Source organism: Streptomyces hilarionis, from assembly GCF_024539675.1.
GTDB classification, from domain to species: domain Bacteria; phylum Actinomycetota; class Actinomycetes; order Streptomycetales; family Streptomycetaceae; genus Streptomyces; species Streptomyces hilarionis.
The window spans coordinates 1-21,491 of sequence record NZ_JAHHIT010000123.1; the positions used below are offsets into that span (position 1 = coordinate 1).

The 21,491-nt window shown below is 71.8% G+C and carries 21 protein-coding genes and 1 tRNA gene; 15 read left to right on the forward strand and 7 right to left on the reverse strand.

The features are described from left to right. The first annotated feature begins 413 nt into the window (after positions 1–413). Together KMS84_RS27205 and KMS84_RS27210 are read left to right on the forward strand one after the other, a co-directional pair. The gene (locus KMS84_RS27205; protein ID WP_256919094.1) at positions 414–1,913 is read left to right on the forward strand and encodes a cellulase family glycosylhydrolase; all 1,500 of its coding nucleotides are present in this window, start codon (positions 414–416) and stop codon (positions 1,911–1,913) included. Positions 1,914–2,132: 219 nt separating this feature from the next. After that, positions 2,133–3,866: a glycoside hydrolase family 6 protein gene (locus KMS84_RS27210; RefSeq protein WP_256919095.1), complete on the forward strand. Its 1,734-nt coding sequence runs from the start codon at positions 2,133–2,135 to the stop codon at positions 3,864–3,866. A gap of 124 nt (positions 3,867–3,990) precedes the next feature. Here the strand turns inward: KMS84_RS27210 and KMS84_RS27215 are convergent, their stop codons facing one another. After that, positions 3,991–4,761, reverse strand: a complete 771-nt coding sequence (locus KMS84_RS27215) for a phytanoyl-CoA dioxygenase family protein (protein ID WP_256919096.1) — start codon at positions 4,759–4,761, stop codon at positions 3,991–3,993. Positions 4,762–4,886: 125 nt separating this feature from the next. Here KMS84_RS27215 and KMS84_RS27220 point away from each other — a divergent pair, with 125 nt between their 5' ends. Together KMS84_RS27220 and KMS84_RS27225 are read left to right on the forward strand one after the other, a co-directional pair. After that, entirely contained in the window at positions 4,887–5,867 is a 981-nt protein-coding gene (locus KMS84_RS27220; RefSeq protein WP_438818988.1) for a class I SAM-dependent methyltransferase, read from the forward strand. 215 nt (positions 5,868–6,082) lie between these two features. Further along, positions 6,083–6,847: an SDR family oxidoreductase gene (locus tag KMS84_RS27225; protein ID WP_256919097.1), complete on the forward strand. Its 765-nt coding sequence runs from the start codon at positions 6,083–6,085 to the stop codon at positions 6,845–6,847. 82 nt (positions 6,848–6,929) lie between these two features. Here KMS84_RS27225 and KMS84_RS27230 read toward each other — a convergent pair whose 3' ends face one another. The 3 genes from KMS84_RS27230 to KMS84_RS27240 form a co-directional block, all read right to left on the reverse strand. Further along, positions 6,930–7,766 (reverse strand): aldo/keto reductase, encoded by an 837-nt coding sequence (locus KMS84_RS27230; protein WP_308287982.1) that lies wholly within the window; start codon positions 7,764–7,766, stop codon positions 6,930–6,932. A 158-nt stretch (positions 7,767–7,924) separates the two neighbouring features. Then, positions 7,925–9,751, reverse strand: a complete 1,827-nt coding sequence (locus tag KMS84_RS27235) for an AMP-dependent synthetase/ligase (RefSeq protein ID WP_256919098.1) — start codon at positions 9,749–9,751, stop codon at positions 7,925–7,927. A gap of 383 nt (positions 9,752–10,134) precedes the next feature. Beyond that, positions 10,135–11,040: a LysR substrate-binding domain-containing protein gene (locus KMS84_RS27240; RefSeq protein ID WP_256919099.1), complete on the reverse strand. Its 906-nt coding sequence runs from the start codon at positions 11,038–11,040 to the stop codon at positions 10,135–10,137. Positions 11,041–11,180: 140 nt separating this feature from the next. On the opposite strand from KMS84_RS27240, the gene KMS84_RS27245 reads away from it, so the two are divergent. After that, positions 11,181–12,197 (forward strand): bile acid:sodium symporter family protein, encoded by a 1,017-nt coding sequence (locus KMS84_RS27245; RefSeq protein ID WP_256919100.1) that lies wholly within the window; start codon positions 11,181–11,183, stop codon positions 12,195–12,197. A gap of 43 nt (positions 12,198–12,240) precedes the next feature. Here KMS84_RS27245 and KMS84_RS27250 read toward each other — a convergent pair whose 3' ends face one another. After that, a complete protein-coding gene (locus tag KMS84_RS27250) occupies positions 12,241–13,158 on the reverse strand; it encodes a quinone oxidoreductase family protein (protein WP_256919101.1) in 918 nt (305 codons plus the stop codon). Positions 13,159–13,238: 80 nt separating this feature from the next. Between KMS84_RS27250 and KMS84_RS27255 the strand changes: the two genes are divergently transcribed. Further along, on the forward strand, positions 13,239–13,676 hold the full coding sequence (locus tag KMS84_RS27255; protein ID WP_256919102.1) for a MarR family winged helix-turn-helix transcriptional regulator: 438 nt from the start codon (positions 13,239–13,241) through the stop codon (positions 13,674–13,676). 19 nt (positions 13,677–13,695) lie between these two features. Then, positions 13,696–14,226 carry an isochorismatase family protein gene (locus tag KMS84_RS27260; RefSeq protein WP_256919103.1) on the forward strand — a complete coding sequence of 177 codons (531 nt, stop codon included), beginning with the start codon at positions 13,696–13,698 and terminating at the stop codon, positions 14,224–14,226. Positions 14,227–14,364: 138 nt separating this feature from the next. Here the strand turns inward: KMS84_RS27260 and fdhD are convergent, their stop codons facing one another. Continuing rightward, entirely contained in the window at positions 14,365–15,213 is an 849-nt protein-coding gene (gene fdhD / locus KMS84_RS27265) for a formate dehydrogenase accessory sulfurtransferase FdhD (RefSeq protein ID WP_256919104.1), read from the reverse strand. Between the two features lie 7 nt (positions 15,214–15,220). After that, a complete protein-coding gene (locus KMS84_RS43480; protein WP_438818989.1) occupies positions 15,221–15,445 on the reverse strand; it encodes a hypothetical protein in 225 nt (74 codons plus the stop codon). Positions 15,446–15,520: 75 nt separating this feature from the next. Between KMS84_RS43480 and KMS84_RS27275 the strand changes: the two genes are divergently transcribed. The 8 genes from KMS84_RS27275 (at position 15,521) to KMS84_RS27310 (ending at position 21,487) form a co-directional block, all read left to right on the forward strand. Continuing rightward, positions 15,521–16,855, forward strand: coding sequence for an OFA family MFS transporter (locus tag KMS84_RS27275; protein WP_256919105.1), 1,335 nt, complete (start codon positions 15,521–15,523; stop codon positions 16,853–16,855). After that, complete coding sequence (locus tag KMS84_RS27280; RefSeq protein WP_256919106.1) at positions 16,821–16,958, forward strand: MFS transporter small subunit; 138 nt, start codon at positions 16,821–16,823, stop codon at positions 16,956–16,958. Before KMS84_RS27275 ends, KMS84_RS27280 begins: the two co-directional genes overlap by 35 nt. Before the next feature lie 181 nt (positions 16,959–17,139). After that, positions 17,140–18,087 (forward strand): beta-ketoacyl-ACP synthase III, encoded by a 948-nt coding sequence (locus KMS84_RS27285; protein ID WP_256919107.1) that lies wholly within the window; start codon positions 17,140–17,142, stop codon positions 18,085–18,087. Positions 18,088–18,366: 279 nt separating this feature from the next. Beyond that, positions 18,367–18,451: transfer RNA gene (locus KMS84_RS27290), tRNA-Leu, on the forward strand. A 523-nt stretch (positions 18,452–18,974) separates the two neighbouring features. Continuing rightward, positions 18,975–20,147 carry an ATP-binding protein gene (locus KMS84_RS27295; RefSeq protein ID WP_256919108.1) on the forward strand — a complete coding sequence of 391 codons (1,173 nt, stop codon included), beginning with the start codon at positions 18,975–18,977 and terminating at the stop codon, positions 20,145–20,147. Further along, positions 20,144–20,545, forward strand: coding sequence for a roadblock/LC7 domain-containing protein (locus KMS84_RS27300; protein ID WP_256919109.1), 402 nt, complete (start codon positions 20,144–20,146; stop codon positions 20,543–20,545). The genes KMS84_RS27295 and KMS84_RS27300 overlap by 4 nt, the downstream gene beginning before the upstream one ends. Beyond that, a complete protein-coding gene (locus tag KMS84_RS27305) occupies positions 20,542–20,919 on the forward strand; it encodes a DUF742 domain-containing protein (RefSeq protein WP_256919110.1) in 378 nt (125 codons plus the stop codon). The genes KMS84_RS27300 and KMS84_RS27305 overlap by 4 nt, the downstream gene beginning before the upstream one ends. Then, positions 20,894–21,487, forward strand: coding sequence for a GTP-binding protein (locus KMS84_RS27310; RefSeq protein ID WP_256919111.1), 594 nt, complete (start codon positions 20,894–20,896; stop codon positions 21,485–21,487). Before KMS84_RS27305 ends, KMS84_RS27310 begins: the two co-directional genes overlap by 26 nt. Positions 21,488–21,491: the final 4 nt, after the last annotated feature.

Sequence of the window (21,491 nt, forward strand, 5' to 3'; positions counted from 1 at the left end):
TCATTGGTCTTGTAGTCCACATTGCACTGAACACCCGCCGCCTGCGCGGGAGTCGTACCGGTACTCAGCATGGCGAGAGGGAGCGCGAGGGCCGCCGCGATGGCGGTCCACAGGCGCCGCGTCCCGCGACGTCTGCGTGAGGGATCCATGTGCTGGTCCTCCTTGCGGCTCGGGAGAAGTGGGGGGAGGAGCAACAAGCCTTGAACCAGTGGGAGCGCTCCCATAGTGGGGATGGGGGTGAACGCGGTCAAGATGCTTGAAGAGTCGAAAAGATTCGACACGTCAAGTTGAGGGAAAGTCAGCAACGCCTCTGTTCTTTGCCAGCGCTTGGCGCTAGCTTCGAGGCACCAGTGGGAGCGATTCCATCAGTCGACGCGTCTGTCACGACGCGCCTGAGCTGCAAGGAGTCGCTCATGCGACACCCCCCGCGTTCGGCGCTTCTCGCCGTCGCCGGCACGGCCGCCCTCGTCGCGGGCGCTCTGCTGCCGGTCGTCACGGCGCAGGGAGCCGCGCCCGCCTGCACGGTGGAGTACTCCGTCACCGGTCAGTGGGACGCCGGCTTCCAGAGCGCCGTGAAGATCACCAACAATGCGGCACCCGTGAGTGGTTGGAGCCTCTCCTTCGACTTCGCGAACGGACAGAAGGTCACCCAGGGCTGGAGCGCCAAGTGGTCCCAGTCCGGCGCCACGGTCACGGCCGCGAACGAGAGCTGGAACGGCTCCCTCGGCTCCGGCGCGAGTGTGAGCGCGGGGTTCGTCGCCTCCCGGTCGGGGACGAACGCCGTCCCGACGACGTTCAGGCTGAACGGAACGGTCTGCAACGTCGACTCCACCCCCACCCCTACCCCCACACCCACGCCCACCGCACCGCCCTCGACCGATCCACCGGGCACCGGCGACGGTCCGCCCGCCCTGCACGTCTCGGGCAACAAGCTCGTGGACGCCGCCGGCGCCAACCGCCGTCTGCTCGGAGTGAACCGCTCCGGCGGCGAGTTCATGTGCGTGCAGGGGCGCGGCATCTGGGACGGTCCGGTCGACGACGCGGCCGTCCGGGCGATCGCCGACTGGCACGTGAACACCGTCCGTATCCCGCTCAACGAGGAGTGCTGGCTGGGCCTGTCGAACATCGACCCCGCGTACGGCGGCGCGCACTACGTCGACGCCGTCAAGCAGCTGGTGGCGCGCGTCGAGGCGCACGGCATGACCCCGATCGTCGAACTGCACTGGACGTACGGCCAGTACACGGGCAACTCGGCCGGCTGCGCCGACGTGCACGCCACCTGCCAGAAGCCGATGCCCGACATGCAGTACACGCCCTCGTTCTGGACGTCGGTGGCCAACACGTTCAAGAACGACCCGGCCGTCGTGTTCGACCTGTTCAACGAGCCCTACCCGGACCGCGCCACCTCCACGGCCGCCCAGGCGTGGGCGTGCTGGCGGGACGGCGGCTCCTGCCCCGGCATCGGGTACCAGGTCGCCGGCATGCAGGACCTCGTCGACTCGGTACGCGCGACCGGCGCCCGGAACGTGATCCTGGCCGGCGGACTGGCCTACTCCAACGACCTCACCCAGTGGTCGGCCCACCGGCCCGACGACCCGACCGGCAATCTCGCCGCCGCGTACCACGTCTACAACTTCAACAGCTGCGCGGACGTCGGCTGCTGGAACTCCACGCTCGCTCCCGTGGCCGCCCGAGTGCCGCTCGTCGCCGGGGAGATCGGGGAGAACACCTGCTCACACGGTTTCGTCGACCAGGTCATGAAGTGGTTCGACGACCACGGCCTGTCCTATCTGGGCTGGACGTGGAACACCTGGGACTGCTCGACGGGGCCGTCCCTGATCACGCGCTACGACGGTACGCCCACCGCGTACGGGACCGGCCTGCGCGATCATCTGCGCGCACTCCAGGGATAGGCGCCACGCACCGGACCCGCGCACACGGGTCCACCGGCAGGACCAGCGGACAGAACACGGGCCGCCCGCCGACCGCGGACGTCGAAGGCAGACGTCGAAGGCAGACGTCCGAGGCCGACGTCGATGGCAGACGTCGGTCGAAGGCGCCGGTCGGCGGCGCCCGGAGGAACCACCGAAGGAACGGACAGACTCCCGCAACCACAAAGGAAACCCGCACTCATGAGCCGTAGCAGAACAGCGGTACTCGCCGCGCTGGCGCTGGTCGCCGGCGCCTCCGGGACGGCGCTCGCGGTCGTCCCCGGCGATTCGGGCATCGCCGCCATCCCGTGCAGCGTCGACTACAAGGTGCAGAACGACTGGGGCTCCGGCTTCACCGCCGCCGTCACCGTGACCAACAACTCCGCCGCCAAGTCGAGTTGGGCGGTGAAGTGGGCGTACGCCGGCAGTCAGAAGGTCACCAACGCGTGGAACGCCAAGGTCACCCAGTCGGGCACGGCCGTCACCGCCGCCAACGAGACCTACAACGGGACGCTGGCGACCGGCGGTTCGGTCAGCTTCGGGTTCCAGGGCACCTACAGCGGCGCCAACGCGCTCCCCACCGCGTTCACCCTCGACGGTGTGACCTGCAACGTCGACGGCGGGACCGGACCCACGGACCCCGGCCCGACCGACCCCGGCCCGACCGACCCCGGCACCCCCGGCACCAAGGTCGACAACCCCTACGCCGGCGCCAAGGTGTACGTGAACCCGGAATGGTCGGCGCTGGCCGCCGCGGAGCCGGGCGGCAGCCGGGTCTCCAACCAGCCCACCGGCGTCTGGCTCGACCGCATCGCCGCCATCAACGGCGCGAACGGCCACATGGGACTGCGCGCCCACCTGGACGCGGCCCTCGCCCAGAAGGGCAGCGGAGAGGAAGTCGTGCAGCTGGTCGTCTACGACCTTCCCGGACGGGACTGCTCGGCCCTCGCCTCCAACGGCGAGCTCGGCCCGACGGAGATCGACAAGTACAAGACGCAGTTCATCGACCCCATCGCGGCGATCCTCGCGGACAGCAAGTACGGGGGCCTGCGGATCGTCACCACCGTCGAGATCGACTCGCTGCCGAACCTGGTCACCAACACCGGCGGAAAGGCCACCGCGACCCCGGCCTGCGACACCATGAAGGCCAACGGCAACTACGTGAAGGGCGTCGGGTACGCGCTGAAGAAGCTCGGCGCGATCCCCAACGTCTACAACTACATCGACGCCGGTCACCACGGCTGGCTCGGCTGGGACGACAACTTCGTGCCGTCCGCCCAGATCATGTACCAGGCCGCCACCTCCGAGGGCGCGACCGTCGACGACGTGCACGGCTTCATCACCAACACGGCGAACTACAGCGCCCTGAAGGAGAACAACTTCACCATCAACGACTCGGTGGCCGGCAAGTCCGTCCGTGAGTCCAAGTGGGTGGACTGGAACCGCTACGTCGACGAGCTGTCGTACGCCCAGGCCTTCCGCAACCAGCTGGTGACCACCGGCTTCCGGTCGAACATCGGCATGCTGATCGACACCTCCCGCAACGGCTGGGGCGGCGCCGCCCGGCCCACCGGCCCGGGCGCGACGACCAGCGTGGACACTTACGTCAACGGCGGCCGCTACGACCGCCGGATCCACGTCGGCAACTGGTGCAACCAGTCCGGCGCGGGCCTCGGCGAGCGTCCCAAGGCGGCGCCTGCCGCGGGGATCGACGCCTACGTCTGGATGAAGCCGCCGGGTGAGTCGGACGGCGCCAGCTCGGCCATCGCCAACGACGAGGGCAAGGGCTTCGACCGGATGTGCGACCCGACGTACACCGGCAACCCGCGCAACGGCAACAGCATGTCCGGCGCCCTGCCGAACGCCCCGCTGTCCGGACACTGGTTCTCCGCCCAGTTCCAGCAGCTGATGCAGAACGCCTACCCGGCGCTGTAGGCCGCTGCACACCCCGGCGGCGGTGCGCCGACGACGTTCACGGCCGGGCCCCCGCGGGGCTCGCGGCCGACGGCGTCCGTCGGGACCGTGCCCGGGGTGCGGCTCCGGTGATCCGCCGGGGTGCTCAGCCCTCCCGGGCCAGCCCCCGGCGGATCGCGAACTCGACCGCGCAGTAGTCGCCGTCCGGCCGCTCCAGTCGTAGGGGAGCGGCCGGATGCAGCGGAGGCTGCGCCATGAAGCGGGGGCGCTTCCCGTGGTGCGGCTGCGCCGCGTGCACCAGGAACGGGTGGCAGAGGTAGACGTCGCCGGGGTTGCCGGTGGCGTGGGCGACCGGACGGTGCGCGGTGGCCCGTTCGAGCCGTGGCGCGATCTCGAGGATGGAGACGCCCTGCTCGCCGTAGGGTGCGAGCAGCGGCGGCACGTCCAGATGCGAGCCCACCCGGACGCGGGTCGGGGCGTCGGTCTCGCCCACCTCGCTGAACAGGAACAACATCAGCAGTGCGCGATCCCTGGAGCGCAGGTTGGCCCAGGGCCAGGTCGCGCCGTCGGGGTAGTAGCTGCCCTCGATGTGCCAGCCGGCGTCGTCGGGCTCGGCCTCGTGCGGGAAGCGCAGCGGGAAGGTGCCCAGGGAGTAGCGCGGCGCCCAGCGGCCCTCGCCCACCAGCAGATCGAACGCCTCGTGCAGAGCGGCGGTGTTGGCCGCGGCGGCGAACGGGCCCTGAGCCATGTCCCCGACGCGGATCACCGGCTCCCGCCAGGTGCCGGGGTCGTCCGCGTCGTACCCCGTCTCCCGCCACAGCAGCCGCGCGCAGTCCTCGGCGACGCGCGGGGGGACGGCGCCCTCGAGCCTCACGAATCCGTCCCGGAGGAACCGCTCGATCTGTGCATCGTCCATCGGGCCATCCTCGGTGAGCCGGCTTGCCGTCCGCATCCGGTTTTTTGCCGCATCGGCAACAGGAGTGGCTTCGCTCCGGTGCGTCGACGCACCCTGGCGGCACACCGGACGAGAGGCTGACCACCATGGCGCACCCCCCGCACCCCACCCCCCACGACCGGCACACCTCCGACGACCGGCACACCTCCGACGACCGGCACACCTGCGACGACGGCCGCCCCCAGGGGCCCGGCCACGGCCATGGCCATGCCCACGGCCACGACACCGACATCGACTGGGCCGAGATGGCCCCGCACCTCGAAGCGCAGGCCGAGCTGTTCACCCCGCTGTACGAGCGGGCCCTGTCCTGGCTCGGGAAGGAGGTGACGGAGCCGGGGCTGATCGTGGACGCGGGCAGCGGCCCGGGGGTCGTCTCCACGTTGTTCGCCGAGACGTTCCCCGGCGCGCGGGTCATGGCCGTCGACGGCTCCGCCCCGCTGCTGGAGCGGGCCCGGCAGCGCGCCGAACGGCTCGGCCACGGGGACCGCTTCGGCACGCTGGCCGGTGAACTCCCTGGTGTGCTCCAGCAGTTGGACTATCCGGCCGACCTCCTGTGGGCGGGCCGAAGTCTGCACCACCTCGGCGACCAGCGTGCCGCCCTGACGGCCTTCGCGGAGCGGCTCGCGCCCGGGGGAACGCTGGCGATCATGGAGGGCGGTCTGCCCTCCCGGTTCCTGCCGCGCGACCTCGGCTTCGGGCGGCCCGGGCTGGAGGCGCGGCTCGACGCGCTCCAGGAGGAGTGGTTCGCGCAGATGCGGGCCGACCTGCCCGGCTCCGTGGACGAGGCCGAGGACTGGGCGGCGCTGCTCGGCGCGGCCGGTCTCCGGCACGCCCGCAGCCGCAGCTTCCTGCTCGACCTGCCCGCGCCCGCCTCCGACCGGGCCCGCTCCTACGTCGTCGCGACCCTGTCCCGGCTGCGGGACGGCTTCGGCGACTCGCTCGATCCCGGCGACCGCGCCACCCTGGACCGGCTGCTCGACCCGCAGGACGAGGCGGGCGTGCACCGCCGGGCGGACGTCTTCGTGCTCGCGGCGCACACGGTGCACACCGCGGTGAAGCCGGTGTAGACCTCGGCCCCACCGGCGCCCGCCCGGTGCGCGCCCGGTCGCGCCCAAGTCCCGCCGACCAGGCTTGACTTGGAGCGCGCTCCACGTGATGGACTGCGGCGCGTCGCACGTCGCCCACGTCGGGCGGCCCGTCGCACGGCGCCTCGCGCGCCGCGGCGGCGGGCCGAGGCGGCGGCGCACCGCGAACCATCCGAGTCGTCATTATGGGGGCAGTCATGAGCAGTTCACCGGGCACCGCGGGCACTCCGGACGCAGCGGACGCACCGCCCGTGCCGGCGGCTTCGGATGCGCCCGTCGCCCTGATCACCGGCGGTGGCAGCGGCATCGGCGCGGCCGTGGCCCGCCGGCTGCTGGAGGCCGGACACCGGGTCGTCGTCACCGGCCGGGGGGAGAAGCGCCTGCGCGCCTTCGCCGAGGAACTGGGCGAGCCGCAGGGGCTGTTGACGGTCACCGGGAACGCCGCCGACTTCGACGGCGTGCGGTCGGCGGTCGACCGGGCGCTCGGCGCGTTCGGCCGGCTGGACACGGTCGTCGCCAACGCCGGGACCGCCACGCACGACTCGGTCGCGGAGGGCGACCCGGCCGGCTGGACCGACATGGTGCTGACCAACGTGCTCGGCCCGGCCCTGCTCATCCGGGCCTCGATCGACGCCCTCAAGGAGACGAGAGGGCGGATCGTCCTGATCGGCAGCGTCGCCGGCTTCGTGCCCACCCCGGGCAACGTCTACGGGGCGACGAAGTGGGCGGTGACGGGCCTGGCGGAGAACACCCGCCGGCAGGTCACCGAGTGGGGCGTCGGCGTGACGCTGATCGCGCCCGGCCGGGTCGAGACCCCGTTCTGGGACAGCTACGGCAGCCTGCCGCCCGGGCATCTGCTGACCGCGGACCAGATCGCCGACTCCGTCGTGTGGGCGATCCGCCAGCCGGCCGGGGTCGACGTCAACACCGTCGTCGTCCGGCCGATCGGTCAGCCCAACTGAGAGCGGGCGCGACGCGTCGAGGGCGCCCCCCGGACCGGGGGGCGCCCTCGACGCGCGTGGGGGAGTTCACCCCCGTCGGTGCTCAGACGACGTCGAACGTCCCCGGGTCGGGGCCGATGCGCCGGTCCTCGTTCAGGGCGCTGATCGCCGCGAGGTCCTCGTCGTCCAGGCTGAAGTCGAACACGTCGATGTTCTCCGCGATCCGCGACGGCGTCACGGACTTGGGGATCACGACGTTGCCCAGCTGGAGATGCCAGCGCAGCACGACCTGGGCCGGGGTGCGGTCGTGCTTCCGCGCGATCGCCACGATCGCCGGCACCTCCAGGAGGCCCTTGCCCTGGCCGAGCGGCGACCAGGCCTCGGTGGCGATGCCGCGCTCCGCGTGGAAGGCGCGGGACGCCTCCTGCTGGAGGTGCGGGTGCAGCTCGATCTGGTTGACCGCCGGGACCACCGAGGTCTCGCCGGTCAGTCGCTCCAGATACTCCGGCAGGAAGTTGGACACGCCGATCGCCCGCACGCGTCCGTCCGCGAGAAGCTTCTCGAACGCCTTGTACGTGTCGACGTAACGGTCACGGGCCGGGAGCGGCCAGTGGATGAGGTAGAGGTCCACGTAGTCCAGGCCGAGCTTGGCCAGGGAGGTGTCGAACGCGCGGAGCGTCGAGTCGTACCCCTGGTCGCCGTTCCAGAGCTTGGTGGTGACGAAGATGTCCTTGCGGGGCACGCCGGAGGAGGCGAGGGCCTTGCCGGTGCCCTCCTCGTTGCCGTAGATCGCCGCTGTGTCGATGCTGCGGTACCCGGCCTCCAGCGCGGTGGAGACCGCCTGCTCCGCCTCGTCGTCCGGCACCTGCCAGACACCGAAGCCCAGCTGGGGCATCTCCACGCCGTTGTTGAGGGTGATCTGGGGGACCTTGCTGCTCACGAGCTCTTGATCCTTCGGTTGTCCGTCAAAGTGGTACTCCCATCGTCAACGACCACGGCGGGCGTCGCATTCCTGCCCCCACCGGTCGGTTTCCCGGGGAGCCTCTCGCAGACCCGTCTCATGCCCGTCGGTAGACCGTTTCACCTCCCGGCGCCGGATCATGTGCGGTAAAGGGCGTCGACTTCCTTGGCGTAGGCGCTCTCGATCGCCTTGCGCTTCAGCTTCAGCGAGGGGGTGAGCAGGCCGTGCTCCTCCGTGAAGGGCTGGGCGAGGATGCGGAAGGTGCGGATCGACTCGGCCTGCGACACCAGGGTGTTCGCCGCGACGACGGCCCGGCGCACCTCCGCCTCCAGGTCGGGGTCGCGCACCAGCTCGGCCGGCGTCAGCTGCGGTTTGGCCCGCATTTGCAGCCAGTGGTCGACGGCCTCCTGGTCGAGGGTGACCAGCGCGGCCACGAACGGCCGGTCGTTGCCGACGACGATGCACTGGTTGACCAGCGGGTGGTCGCGCACCCGCTCCTCCAGCAGGCCGGGCGAGACGCTCTTGCCGCCCGACGTGACCAGGATCTCCTTCTTGCGGCCCGTGATGGTGAGGTAGCCGTCCTCGTCGAGCGAGCCCAGGTCGCCGGTGGCCAGCCAGCCGTCGTGCAGGGTCTCGTCGGTGGCCTTGGGGTTGTTCAGGTACCCCTGGAACACGTTGTCGCCGCGCAGCCAGATCTCGCCGTCGTCCGCGATGTGCACGGTCATGCCCGGGATGGCCTGGCCCACGGTGCCGTAGCGGGTGCGCCCGGGCGGGTTGGCGGTCGCCGCCGCCGTCGTCTCGGTGAGGCCGTAGCCCTCGTAGATCAGCACGCCGGCGCCGGCGAAGAACAGGCCGAGTCGGCGGTCCATGGCCGAGCCGCCCGACATGGCGTGCCGCACCCGCCCGCCCATCGCGGCGCGCACCTTGCCGTAGACGAGCTTGTCGAAGAGCTGGTGCTGCATGCGCAGCCCCGCCGAGGGGCCGGGACCGATGCCCCAGGCCTTCGCCTCCAGGGCCTCGGCGTAGCTCACCGCCACCTCGACGGCCTTCTCGAACGGCCCGGAGCGGCCCTCGCGCTCCGCCTTGCGCCGGGCCGCGTTGAAGACCTTCTCGAAGATGTACGGCACGGCCAGGAAGAACGTCGGCCGGAACGCGGCCAGGTCGGGCAGGAGGGCGGCCGCGTGCAGCTGCGGCTGGTGGCCGAAGCGGACCTTTCCGCGGACCGCCGCGATCTGCACCATCCGGCCGAAGACGTGGGCGAGCGGCAGGAACAGCAGCGTGGCCGCCTCGTCGCCCTTCCTGGAGTGGAACACCGGCTCCCAGCGCTCGATGACGGTGTCCGCCTCGAACATGAAGTTGCCGTGCGAGATGACGCAGCCCTTGGGCCGGCCCGTGGTGCCCGAGGTGTAGATGATCGTCGCGGTGGAGTCGGGGGTCACCGCCTCGCGGTGCCGGTGCACCACCTCGTCCTCGATGGCGGCCCCGGCGTCGTAGAGCTCCTGCACGCAGCCCGAGTCCAGCTGCCACAGCTGCCGCAGCTGCGGCAGGCGGTCGATGACGGTGGCGATCGTCATCGCGTGGTCCTCGTGCTCGACGACCGCGGCCGTGCACTCGGCGTCGTAGAGCATCCAGAAGCACTGCTCGGCGGACGACGTCGGGTAGACCGGCACCACCTGGGCGCCGATGGTCCACAGGGCGAAGTCGAACAGGGTCCACTCGTAGCGGGTGCGGGAGACGATGGCGACGCGGTCGCCGAACCGGATGCCCCGGGCGAGCAGGCCCTTGGCCAGGGCGAGGACCTCGTCGCGGAACTCACCGGCGGTGACGTCGCGCCATTCGCCCTGCTCGTCCTTGCGGCCGAGGGCGATGTGGTGCGGGTCCTCCTGGGCGTGCCGGAAGACGACGTCGGCCAGACCGCCCACCGGCGGCGCCAGCGCCAACGGAGGGTTGGTGAACTCGCGCAAACGCACCCCGCTTCTCATGGCCCCACAGCGCCGTGAAAGCTACCCCACCCGGCGACAGGGCGGGAGAGGGGCGGAAAGCGAGCGATGCTCTCGTCTGCCCTGGTCAGTCGCGGAAAATGGGCGCACATGGGGAAGGGTCGGACACAAAGCTGACGGTTGAGTAAGTTTCGGCACCGTAATCTCCACCGAATCTGCCCGGACCGCTTACGCGCTCCGACCGCTTCCCGGGGCGGCCCCGCCCGACGCCGTCCGGGCCGCCTCCCGCCCTGCGCCGTCCGGGCCGGCACGGGGAGGCCGTGACGCTCCCGCGCCGGGTGAGGCGCGCGACGCGCGCGCCCGGCGACCGGCGCGGAAGGGGGCGCGGGCCACGGCGCCGGCCCCGCTCAACCGTCTGCCGGACGCGGCCCGTCGTGGTGGACGGGCGCCGCTCGCCGGTGGAGTCGGTCGCCGCCCGCCAGGACCGCCGCCGCGAGCGCGTCGGCCGCGCCCCGGGCCGAGGGCCGCCGGCGGCCGTGCACCAGCACGAAGTCGACGCGCCCCAGCTCCGGCAGTCCCGCGCGGTCCGGGACGCGCACCAGGCCGGGCGGGATCAGACCCCGCGAGTGCGCCATGACGCCGAGTCCCGCCCGCGCCGCGGCGATGAGTCCGCTGAGGCTGCCGCTCGTGCAGACGATCCGCCAGGCCCGGCCCTGCCGCTCCAGGGCCTCCAGGGCCAGGGCGCGGGTGATGCCGGGCGGCGGGAACACGATCAGCGGCACCGGACGCTCCGCGTCCGGACGGAACCGCTCGGCGCCGATCCACACCAGCTCGTCGTGCCACACCAGCTCGCCGCGCGGGTCCTCGGGGCGCCGCTTGGCCAGCACCAGGTCCAGTTCCCCGGCGGTCAGCTTTTCGTGCAGGGTGCCCGACAGCTCCACCGTCAGCTCCAGGTCGACCTCGGGGTGGTCGGAGCGGAAGCCCTCCAGGATCTCCGGCAGCCGGGTCAGCACGAAGTCCTCCGAGGCGCCGAAGCGCAGCCGGCCGCGCAACCGGGTGCCGGTGAAGAAGGCCGTCGCCTGCTCGTGGACGTCCAGGATCCGGCGGGCGAAGCCGAGCATGGCCTCGCCGTCCTCCGTCAGCTCCACGGAGTGGGTGTCCCGATGGAAAAGGGTGCGCCCGGCCGCGTCCTCCAGCCGTCGCACGTGCTGGCTGACGGTGGACTGGCGCAGCCCCAGCCGCCGCGCGGCCTGGGTGAAGCTCAGCGTCTGCGCCACGGCGAGGAAGGTCCGCAGCTGGGAGGGGTCGTACACAGGGCAACGGTACCCGCCGTCATCGCGTCGCGTGATGACAGTGAGAGCGGTATGCCGGATTCCCGATCACGGCGCCCGGGTGGACGATGGAGAGGGCCCTCGGGCCCGCCGCCCGTCCGTCGCATCGCATGTGGAGCACCGTGAAACGCCTGCACTGGCCGAGTCGGATGCCGGTCGACCCCTACATCCTGCTGCTGCTCGGCACCGTCGGGGTCGCGGCGCTGTTCCCCGCGCGCGGCTCCGCCGCCGACGTGGCCTCCGGCGCCTCCACGGCCGCGATCGCCTTCCTCTTCTTCCTGTACGGGGCCCGCCTGTCCACCCGTGAGGCGATGGACGGGCTGAAGCACTGGCGCCTGCACGTGACCGTCCTGGTCTGCACGTTCGTGATCTTCCCGGTGCTCGGTCTGGCCGCGCGCGGCCTCGTCCCGGTCCTCCTCACCGATCCGCTCTACCAGGGGCTGCTCTTCCTCACCCTCGTCCCGTCGACGATCCAGTCGTCGATCGCGTTCACCTCCATCGCGCGCGGCAACGTGCCCGCCGCGATCTGCGCGGGGTCCTTCTCCTCCCTGGTCGGCATCGTCGTCACGCCGCTGCTGGCCGCCGCCTTGCTCGGCGGCAGCGGCGGCGGCCTCTCGGCGGACTCGGTCGTGCAGATCGTGCTGCAACTGCTCGTGCCGTTCGTCGCCGGGCAGCTGCTGCGCCGGTGGATCGGCGGCTTCGTCACCCGGCACAGGAAGGTGCTCGGCTACGTCGACCGCGGTTCGATCCTGCTCGTCGTCTACACGGCGTTCAGCGAGGGGATGAACCGCGGCATCTGGCACCAGGTGAGCGCCGGGCGGCTGGGCGCCCTGCTCGTCGTCGAGGCGGTGCTGCTCGCCGTGATGCTCGCCCTGACCTGGTACGGCGCGAAGGCGCTGCGCTTCGACCGCGGGGACCGCGTCGCCATCCAGTTCGCGGGGTCCAAGAAGTCCCTGGCGTCCGGACTGCCCATGGCGAGCGTCCTGTTCGGCGCGCACGCCTCCCTCGCGGTGCTGCCGCTGATGCTGTTCCACCAGATGCAGCTGATGGTGTGCGCGGTCATCGCCAGGCGGCGCGCGCGAGACCCCCTGGACCCCGCGGACGCCCGCACCGGCGACCGGACTCCGGCGCCGGCGTGACGGCCGGGGCCCCGGGAGCGGACGGGGCCTCGGGCGGTGCGGGTCAGGGCACCAGGACCACCTTTCCCAGGTTGCGGCGGGACTCGATCACCGCATGCGCCTCGCCGGCGTCCTCCAGGGCGTACTCGCCGTGCACGGAGGGCCTCAGCGCGCCCTCGGCGAAGAGCCGCCACAGTTCCCGCCGACGGCGTTCGTGCAGTTGCGGCTGATCGCGCGCGACGAGGGCCGTCTGGAACCCGATCACCGACTTGGCGCCCACCAGCAGGTCGTAGGCCCGGACGGTCCCGCCGCCCGAGCTGTACGCCACGAGCCGTCCGCCGGGCGCGAGGGCGGCGACGGCCGCGGTGAGCAGGTCGCCGCCGACCGCGTCCAGGACGTAGTCGGCGGGGGCGCCCCAGTCGTGCGTGTCGTAGACGACGACCTCGTCGGCGCCCACGGCCCTCACGAAGGCGGACTTCGCCGGATCGGAGACGGCGCCCACCACGCGGCCCGCGCCGCGCGTCCGGGCGAGCTGCACGGCGAGGTGGCCGACCCCGCTCGCGGCGGCGGTGACGAGGGCCGTCTCGCCGGGGCCGGGGCGTGCGGCGGCCAGTGCGCCCAGCGCGACGAGTCCGCTGCGGACCAGGGCCACGGCGTCGACCGCGCTCGCGTCCTCGGGGACGGGCGTGGCCATCGCCTGGTCCACGAGGGCGAAGTCGGCGTAGCCGTGGCCGAAGCACAGCCCGGTGACGCGCTCGCCGACCCGGAACCGGTCGACCCCGCGGCCCACGGCCGTGACCCGCCCGGCGACCTCGCCCCCGAGCGGGATCGGCCGCGCGGCCGAGGCGACCTTGCGGACGACCGGGAGGGTCACGCCGACCGCCTCGCAGCGCAGCAGGAGCTCGCCGGGGCCGGGTTCGGGGACCGGCGCCTCCTCCAGGAACAGCGGGCCACCGGTGGACTCGTACCGGACGCGACGCATCACACCTCCAGGATTCGTTGGGAGTACCAACGGTATCACTGGTTATGGGGAATCCCAACGAATTTTGATAGGGTGCGGCCATGTCCGAAGCACCCCTCGCCGCGATCCGCTCCCTGCCCAGCTGGCTGCTCGGCCGGGCCGCCGCCCGGGGCCGCTCACTGGTCGCCGACGCCCTCGCCGTCGAGGGCGTCAAGATGTGGCCCCACGTCGTGCTCTCCGCCGTACGCGATCTCGCCCCCGTGGCCCAGGCCGACCTCGGACGCGCTGTCGCACTGGACCCGAAGGATCTGGTCGGCGTCCTCAACGGCCTTCAGTCCGCGGGCCTCGTCGTGCGCGAGCCGGACCCGAACGACCGCCGCAAGAACGCCGTGTCCCTCACCGCGGCCGGTGAACGCCTCCTCGAGCGCTGCGAACGGGCCGCCCGGGAGGCGAACGACGCACTGCTCGCCCCGCTCGCACCGGCCGAACGGGATCAGTTCACCGCCCTGTTGGCCAGGATCTCCGGCACGGACGGCTGACGGTGGATAGCGTTCTGTCATGACCGCTCTCCCCGCGCTCGATCCCGCGCGCACCGCCCTCGTCCTCGTCGACCTGATGGACCGCATCGTCGCGCTGCCCCTGGAGCCCCTCAAGGGCGCCGAAGTGCTCAGCACGGCGCACGAGTTGGCGGCGAGGTTCCGCTCGGTGGGCGCCCCCGTCGTCCTCGTCCGCGTCGAGCGCCCGGGCGTCGCCGAGCAGCCGCCCGGCAGCGGTCTCGTCGAAGGGCTCCGCGAGGAGGGCGACCTGGTGATCGTCAAGCGGACCGTCGGGGCGTTCCAGGGCACGGAGCTCGACGCCCGGCTGCGTGAGCACGGCGTCGGCACGCTCGTGTTCGGCGGCATCGCCACCAACCTCGGGGTCGAGTCCACCGCCCGCGCGGCCGGCGACCTCGGCTACGACCTCGTCTTCGTCGAGGACGCGATGTCCGCCCTGACCGGCGCCGAGCACGACGCGTCCGTGCGACTGGACTTCCCCCGGCTCGGGACCGTGACGCGCGCGGCCGAGGTGCGGTTCGCCGACGGGCGGTAGACCGCGCGGCGGTGGCCCCGCGCGGCGGCCGCCCCACCCCCGGGGCCGCCGCGCCCACGCGGCGGGACCGGGAGGACGGGGACCGGCGGCGCCGGGGCCGCACCGCGCCGTCGCGGGCGCCGCCGCGGGGCGACCGGGTCAGGTCCGGGCGGCCGCGGTCCGCGCGACGATGCGGTCCTCGCCGGCGTACACGTTCATCGAGCTGCCCCGCAGGAAGCCCACCAGCGTCAGCCCCGTCTCCGCCGCCAGGTCGACGGCGAGGGAGGAGGGCGCCGAGACCGCCGCGAGCAGCGGGATGCCCGCCATCACGGCCTTCTGCGCCAGCTCGAACGAGGCCCGGCCCGACACCAGCAGGATGGTCCGCGACAGGGGAAGGCCCTCGCTCTGCAGGGCGCGGCCCACCAGCTTGTCGACCGCGTTGTGCCGGCCCACGTCCTCGCGCACGTCCAGCAGCTCGCCGTCCTCGGTGAACAGGGCCGCCGCGTGCAGCCCTCCGGTCCGGTCGAACACGCGCTGGGCCTCGCGCAGCCGGTCGGGGAGGGCGGCGAGCAGCTCCGGCTCGATGCGCAGCGGGGGAGTGTCGGCGATGGGCCAGCGGGCCGTCGTGCGGACCGCGTCCAGACTGGCCTTGCCGCACAGGCCGCAGGACGAGGTGGTGTAGACGTTGCGCTCCAGGGTGATGTCCGGGATCCGCACGCCGGGGGCGGTCCGCACGTCCACCACGTTGTAGGTGTTGACGCCGTCGGCCGTGGCGCCGGCGCAGTAGACGATGTTCAGCAGGTCCGACGCCTCGGCCAGCACGCCCTCGCTGACGAGGAATCCGGCCGCGAGGGCGAAGTCGTCACCGGGGGTGCGCATGGTGATGGCGAGCGGCTTGCCGTTGAGACGGATCTCCAGCGGTTCCTCGGCCACGAGGGTGTCCGGCCGGGTGGTGACCGCGCCGTCCCTGATGCGGACCACCTTGCGCCGTTCGGTGACTCGTCCCATGTCGTGATCAGCCCCGGTTCTGTGCGTGCTGGCAGCCGAAACGGCCCTTGGTGCGGAGAGCGTCGTGGGGCACCGGGCGGTCGTGCCGCCCGGTGGCCTTCACGGTCTCATTGTCCTGCACCGGGAGCGGGAGGCGGCAGCCCGCTTCGTGCCGGCGTCGAGGCGGGCGAACGGGCGGCGGCCGGGCCGACGCGGGCCGGCCGGACCGGACGGTGGCGACCGTTCGTCGCAGCCCGCATACCGTTCACCGCTGCGGTGGACGCGCCGCCTTCTCAACGGCCGCGCCGGTTCCTACCGTTCAGGATTCATGAGTCCCCCCATCGCACCGCCCGGCTGGAGCCGCTGGCTCGTCCCGCCGGCCGCGCTCTCCGTCCACCTCTCCATCGGCCAGGCCTACGCGTGGTCCGTGTTCAAACCGCCGCTGGAGTCCGCGCTCGGCCTCAGCGGCACGCAGAGCGCACTGCCGTTCCAGCTCGCCATCGTCATGCTCGGCCTCTCCGCGGCCTTCGGCGGCACCGTGGTGGAGCGCAGGGGGCCGCGCTGGGCCATGACCGTCGCCCTGGTCTGCTTCTCGTCCGGCTTCCTGATCTCCGCGCTCGGCGCCGCCGCCGAGCAGTACTGGCTGATCGTCCTCGGCTACGGCTTCGTCGGGGGCGTCGGCCTGGGGATCGGGTACATCTCACCCGTCTCGACCCTGATCAAGTGGTTCCCGGACCGCCCCGGCATGGCCACCGGCATCGCCATCATGGGCTTCGGCGGGGGCGCGCTCATCGCCTCGCCCTGGTCGGCGCAGATGCTGGAGTCGTTCGGCTCCGACAGCTCCGGGATCGCGCTGGCGTTCCTGGTCCACGGGCTCTCCTACGCGGTGTTCATGACACTCGGCGTGCTCCTGGTGCGGGTGCCGCGCGGCGAACGGCCCGTCGCGGGCGGACCGAGCGCCGCCCAGGGGGTGCAGGTGTCGGCCCGCAGCGCGGTGCGCACCCCGCAGTTCTGGTGCCTGTGGGTCGTGCTGTGCATGAACGTGACGGCGGGCATCGGCATCCTGGAGAAGGCCGCGCCGATGATCAAGGACTTCTTCGCGGACACCTCCACCCCGGTCTCGGCGTCCGCGGCCGCCGGCTTCGTCGCCCTGCTGTCGGCGGCCAACATGGCGGGCCGGATCGGCTGGTCCTCGACCTCCGACCTGATCGGACGCAAGAACGTCTACCGCGTCTACCTGGGCGTCGGCGCCGTCATGTACGCCCTGATCGCCCTGTTCGGCGACTCCTCGAAACCGCTGTTCGTGCTGTGCGCCCTGGTGATCCTCTCCTTCTACGGCGGCGGCTTCGCGACGATCCCCGCCTACCTCAAGGACCTGTTCGGCGCCTACCAGGTCGGCGCCATCCACGGCCGGCTGCTCACCGCCTGGTCCACCGCCGGCGTGCTCGGCCCGCTGATCGTGAACTGGATCGCCGACCGCCAGGAGGAGGCGGGCCGGCACGGCTCGTCCCTGTACACGCTGTCCCTGTTCATCATGATCGGGCTGCTGGCCGTCGGCTTCGTCGCCAACGAGCTCGTCCGCCCCGTCCACGCCCGACACCACGTCCCCGCCCAGAGGGAGGCAGCCGATGTCGCACGACAGCAGCCCGAGTCCGCAGCCTGACCGGCGCGCGCTGATCGCCTTCGCCTGGCTGTGGGTGGGGGCGCCGCTCGCCTACGGGCTGTACGAGCTCGTACGCAAGGCGACGCAGTTGTTCACCGGGTAGCGCAAGGGGTGGGGCGCGTGTTCGCCGCGTGCACGTGCGACGGCTGTGCGGACGTCCGAGGCCTATGGGGAAGCCGACAACCCGGGCACCGGTTTCCTGTCGCTTCACGCGCCCCCGTACCCGTGAGTCACTGATCAGACTGGAGGATCCCGCTACCCAAGGCAACGAGGGGGACCCCCCAATGAACGGCTCGCGCATCGCCGCCGTCGGCCACTACCAGCCCGCCAAGGTGCTCACCAACGAGGAGCTGGCGGGGCTGGTCGACACGAGTGACGAGTGGATCAAGAGCCGGGTGGGCATCCGCACGCGCCACATCGCCGGCCCGGACGAGCCGGTGGACGAGCTGGCCGCGCACGCCGCCGCCAAGGCCCTCGCGGCGGCCGGTCTCACGCCGGCCGACATCGACCTCGTGCTGGTCGCCACCTCCACCGCCGTCGACCGCTCGCCCAACATGGCCGCCCGGGTCGCCGCCCGCCTCGGCATCCCGCGGCCGGCCGCGATGGACGTCAACGTCGTCTGCGCCGGCTTCACGCATGCGCTGGCCACCGCCGACCACACCGTGCGCGCGGGCGCCGCGACCCGTGCCCTGGTGATCGGCGCCGACAAGATGTCCGAGGTCACCGACTGGAGCGACCGCACCACCTGCGTGCTCGTCGGCGACGGAGCGGGGGCCGCCGTGGTCGAGGCCTGCCCGGACGGCGTCCTGCCCGGCATCGGGCCCGTGCTGTGGGGGTCGGTGCCCGAGATGGGGCACGCGGTGCGCATCGAGGGCCAGCCGGCGCGGTTCGCGCAGGAGGGGCAGAGCGTCTACCGCTGGGCCACGACCCAGCTGCCGCCGCTCGCGCGTCAGGCGTGCGAGCGGGCGGGCCTGGTCCCCGAGGACCTCGCGGCCGTCGTCCTGCACCAGGCGAACCTGCGGATCATCGAGCCCCTCGCGCAGAAGATCGGCGCGGTGAACGCCGTGGTCGCACGCGATGTGGTCGAGTCGGGCAACACCTCGGCCGCGAGCATCCCGCTCGCCTTCTCCAAGCTCGTCGAGCGGGGCGCCGTCTCCACCGGGGACCCGGTGCTGCTCTTCGGCTTCGGCGGCAACCTCTCGTACGCGGGTCAGGTCGTGTACTGCCCCTGATCCGGAGCCGGTGGAGATCCCCGGGGCGGGGCTGCCCGTCGCGGCCGACGGCGACGGGCACACCGCCCTGGCCGGACGTCCGCGATCCGTCCCGACGGGAGCGACGGCCCCGTCGGCGGCCGGCGCCGGGGTGAGCGCGCGGTCACCCGCCGTGAGCCGGGCGTGCGGGCGCTCCCCGCACCGGCCCGGCCAGCGGATATGCAGGTGAGAGGCACTCCGAAAGCTTGGTATTGTTGTCCCTGTCGCCGCCGGGGAAGCCCGCGCTGCGGCAGACACCTGGTCCGGGTGGCGGAATGGCAGACGCGCTAGCTTGAGGTGCTAGTGCCCTTTATCGGGCGTGGGGGTTCAAGTCCCCCCTCGGACACTTATCACTCTCCGTACCGGGCGGCTTCCGCTCGGTGGTCATCGACATCCGCATTCGGCGTCACGCCGGGTGCGGTTTTTGTTGTCCGCGTCGGCTTTGTCGCCCGAATGTCGCGGAAGCCCGTTTATCGGTTGTCCCGTCCCGCTCCTCGCGCCGCCGTTCACATCGCCGTTCACATCGCCCTCTCGTCGCCGTTCACGTTGTCGTTCGCCGCGCCGTTCGGCGGCCCCGGTCGCGCCGCCGCCCGGGGGGAGTCGTGGGTCGTTCGCGGGTCACTCCACGGACACTTCCCAGGTTCGCTGACGGTTCGTCAATGTTCACCTCTGTACCCCTATTGACGGTCTGTGGCTGCATCTTGTGGTGATACGATCACGCTCGCTTGTAGAGCGGGCGGATGGGTGCAAGACGACATCTCCGACTACGGGGACAGTCCGGGCGGTCACCCCGATGCGGGCGGTCCGCCGGTCCACCCGCAATTGACGGGAATTCAGCAACTGGCCGTCAGTCGCCTGAAGAGAGTCTTATGACTGATTACATACAGAACCCGGTACTCTGGGCTCTCCTCGTCGCCGTACTCGTCTCCGTCGCCCTGATAGTTCGTCAGCGCAGGGCGGCGCGGGCGTTAAGGCAGGAGTTCGCAGATCTCCGGGCTCGTCACGCCGAGCTCGAGAACGGGTACGCGAAATCCGTCGAGGCAGCTCAGGAAAGAGCCGAAGAGGCTACGAAGACGGTCCTCAAGTCCGCGATGCGGACACTCCAGGGCCTCGCCGCGGAACAGCAGTTGATCGTTTCCCGGCTTCAGAACAAATACGGCGAGTCGGTGATTCTCCAGGATCTCCTGGAAATCGACCACACGAACTCCCAGTTCGGCCGCCGCGCCCAGTCCATCGCCGTGCTCTGCGACGGCTGGCTGGGGCGTCAGCGCGATGTCGCGTCGATTTACGACGTGGTCCGCAGCGCGCAGGGCAGGGTCCGCCACTACCGGCGGGTGGAGATCCTCTCGCAGGTCGACTTCGGCATCACCAGCCGTGCCGTCGAACCCGTCGCGCTCGCCCTCGCGGAGCTCCTCGACAACGCCACGAGCTATTCGAGCCCGGACACCGTCGTCGAAATCAACATTCGTACCGTCCCGAAGGGCATCTGCATCGTCGTGGACGACGCCGGTGTCGGTATGAACGACGAGGAACGCGCCCGTGCCGAGCGGCTCCTGTCGAGCGACCGGGTCTCGGGCGTCTCCGCGCTCGGCAACCCGCCGCAGTTCGGCTTCGCGGTGATCGGTGTGCTCAGCGAGCGCTTCGGCTTCGAGGTGTCCGTGGACTCCACCTCCCCGTACGGAGGCGTCCGCGCCGTTCTCCTCCTGCCGCACGACCTGCTCACCAACGCCCCGGAGCAGAAGGAGCCGGCCCCCGCCGTCCCCGCTGCCCAGGCCGCTCCCGCGGGCGGGGGTCCGGAGAACGCGCTCACCGCGGCCACCACCTCCGACGGACTGCCCCGGCGGCGGCGCAAGCGACCCATGGCCATCGTGCCCGGCAGCGCGTCGAACGCCCCCGGCCCCTCGCGTTCGGGCGCGGAGACGGCGGCGATCATGGGTGCGTTCCAGCGCGGCACCCGGTCCGGCCGGGCGGCCCAGACGGACCCCGCGGAACAGACGAGCAGCACCCGTGGTGCAAGCAGCGAAGGGCATGAGTTCTCGTGAACGACGACCTGTCATGGATGCTTGACAGCGCCCTGGAGATCCCCGGGGCCCTGCACGCAGTCCTGATCTCCGCCGACGGCCTGCTGATGGCACGGACGCAGGACTTCGGCAAGGACGACGCCGACCGCGTGGCCGCGGCGATGAGCGGCGTGCAGTCGCTCAGCCGCTCGCTCGCCTTCTTCTGCGAGGACGCCACCCAGAAGTGGCGGCAGACCCTCGTCGAGTTCGACGGCGGCTGGGTCTTCCTGATCTCCGCCGGCGAGGGCGCCTACCTCGGCGTGTCCGCCTCGCCCGAGGTGGACATGGCGGACATCACCTTCCGGATGCAGCAGCTCGTCAGCCAGCTCGGCAAGGCGCTGACCACGCCGCCGCGCGAGAATCTCGGCGTGCGGTCATGACCGGTTTCGACGAACTGGAGCCGCAGACACCGGAGTTAGTGCGCCCCTACGTCATCACCAAGGGACGCGGGCTGCCCGACGAGGGGCAGCTGTCCCTCATCACCCTGGTCACGGCGTCCGCCGACCACCAGCAGCGGCCCACCCGTCTGTCACCCGAGGAGCAGAGCCTGCTGGAGCTGTGCTCCGCCGGCTACCTCTCGGTCGCCGAGATCGCGGGGCACACCCAACTGCCCCTGGGCGTGGTGAAGATCCTGCTCGCCGCCCTCACCGAAGGCGGATACCTCATCACCCGCCCACCGGTGCAGCGGGCGCCCCTCGCCGACCGGGACATCCTGGAGGAGGTGCTGAATGGTCTCAGGGCCAAGTTTGGATGAGCAGGCGTACGTACGCGGCGGCGCGACGCAGACGGCTGTGAAGATCCTCGTCGTGGGCCACTTCGCGGTCGGCAAGACCACGTTCATCGGGGCGATCTCCGAGATCGAGCCGCTGTCCACCGAGGAGACGATGACCCGGGCCGCCGAGTCGGTCGACGACCTCAAGGGGGTCCAGGGCAAGACCACCACCACGGTCGCCATGGACTTCGGACGGCTCACGATCAGCGACCGCGTCGTGCTCTACCTGTTCGGAACGCCGGGCCAGCAGCGCTTCGTGCAGATGTGGGAGGACATGGCACGCGGCGCGCTCGGCGCGCTGGTGCTGGTCGACCCCGAGCGGCTCGCGGACTCCTTCGCCGTGATCGACCTGATCGAGCAGTACGGACTCGACTACGCGATCGCCGTCAACCACTTCGACGGCTCACCGCTGCGGGACGAGCTGGCCCTGCGCGAGGCGCTGGACCTGCTCGACGACACCCCCGTCGTCACCTGCGACGCACGGGACGAGAGGTCGTCGGCCGAGGCCCTCATCACGCTCGTCCGCCACTTGCAGGACCGTGCCCACTAGGGAG

Coding starts and splice junctions, on each gene's coding strand:
- KMS84_RS27250 (WP_256919101.1), bottom strand. CDS start 13,158: ATGCGTCGCGTCCGGTACGAGTCCACCGGTGGCCCGCTGTTCCTGGAG.
- KMS84_RS27275 (WP_256919105.1), top strand. CDS start 15,521: ATGAGTCCCCCCATCGCACCGCCCGGCTGGAGCCGCTGGCTCGTCCCG.
- fdhD (WP_256919104.1), bottom strand. CDS start 15,213: ATGGGACGAGTCACCGAACGGCGCAAGGTGGTCCGCATCAGGGACGGC.
- KMS84_RS27205 (WP_256919094.1), top strand. CDS start 414: ATGCGACACCCCCCGCGTTCGGCGCTTCTCGCCGTCGCCGGCACGGCC.
- KMS84_RS27255 (WP_256919102.1), top strand. CDS start 13,239: ATGTCCGAAGCACCCCTCGCCGCGATCCGCTCCCTGCCCAGCTGGCTG.
- KMS84_RS27220 (WP_438818988.1), top strand. CDS start 4,887: ATGGCGCACCCCCCGCACCCCACCCCCCACGACCGGCACACCTCCGAC.
- KMS84_RS27260 (WP_256919103.1), top strand. CDS start 13,696: ATGACCGCTCTCCCCGCGCTCGATCCCGCGCGCACCGCCCTCGTCCTC.
- KMS84_RS27285 (WP_256919107.1), top strand. CDS start 17,140: ATGAACGGCTCGCGCATCGCCGCCGTCGGCCACTACCAGCCCGCCAAG.
- KMS84_RS27310 (WP_256919111.1), top strand. CDS start 20,894: ATGGTCTCAGGGCCAAGTTTGGATGAGCAGGCGTACGTACGCGGCGGC.
- KMS84_RS27295 (WP_256919108.1), top strand. CDS start 18,975: ATGACTGATTACATACAGAACCCGGTACTCTGGGCTCTCCTCGTCGCC.
- KMS84_RS27225 (WP_256919097.1), top strand. CDS start 6,083: ATGAGCAGTTCACCGGGCACCGCGGGCACTCCGGACGCAGCGGACGCA.
- KMS84_RS27305 (WP_256919110.1), top strand. CDS start 20,542: ATGACCGGTTTCGACGAACTGGAGCCGCAGACACCGGAGTTAGTGCGC.
- KMS84_RS27210 (WP_256919095.1), top strand. CDS start 2,133: ATGAGCCGTAGCAGAACAGCGGTACTCGCCGCGCTGGCGCTGGTCGCC.
- KMS84_RS27280 (WP_256919106.1), top strand. CDS start 16,821: ATGTCGCACGACAGCAGCCCGAGTCCGCAGCCTGACCGGCGCGCGCTG.
- KMS84_RS27215 (WP_256919096.1), bottom strand. CDS start 4,761: ATGGACGATGCACAGATCGAGCGGTTCCTCCGGGACGGATTCGTGAGG.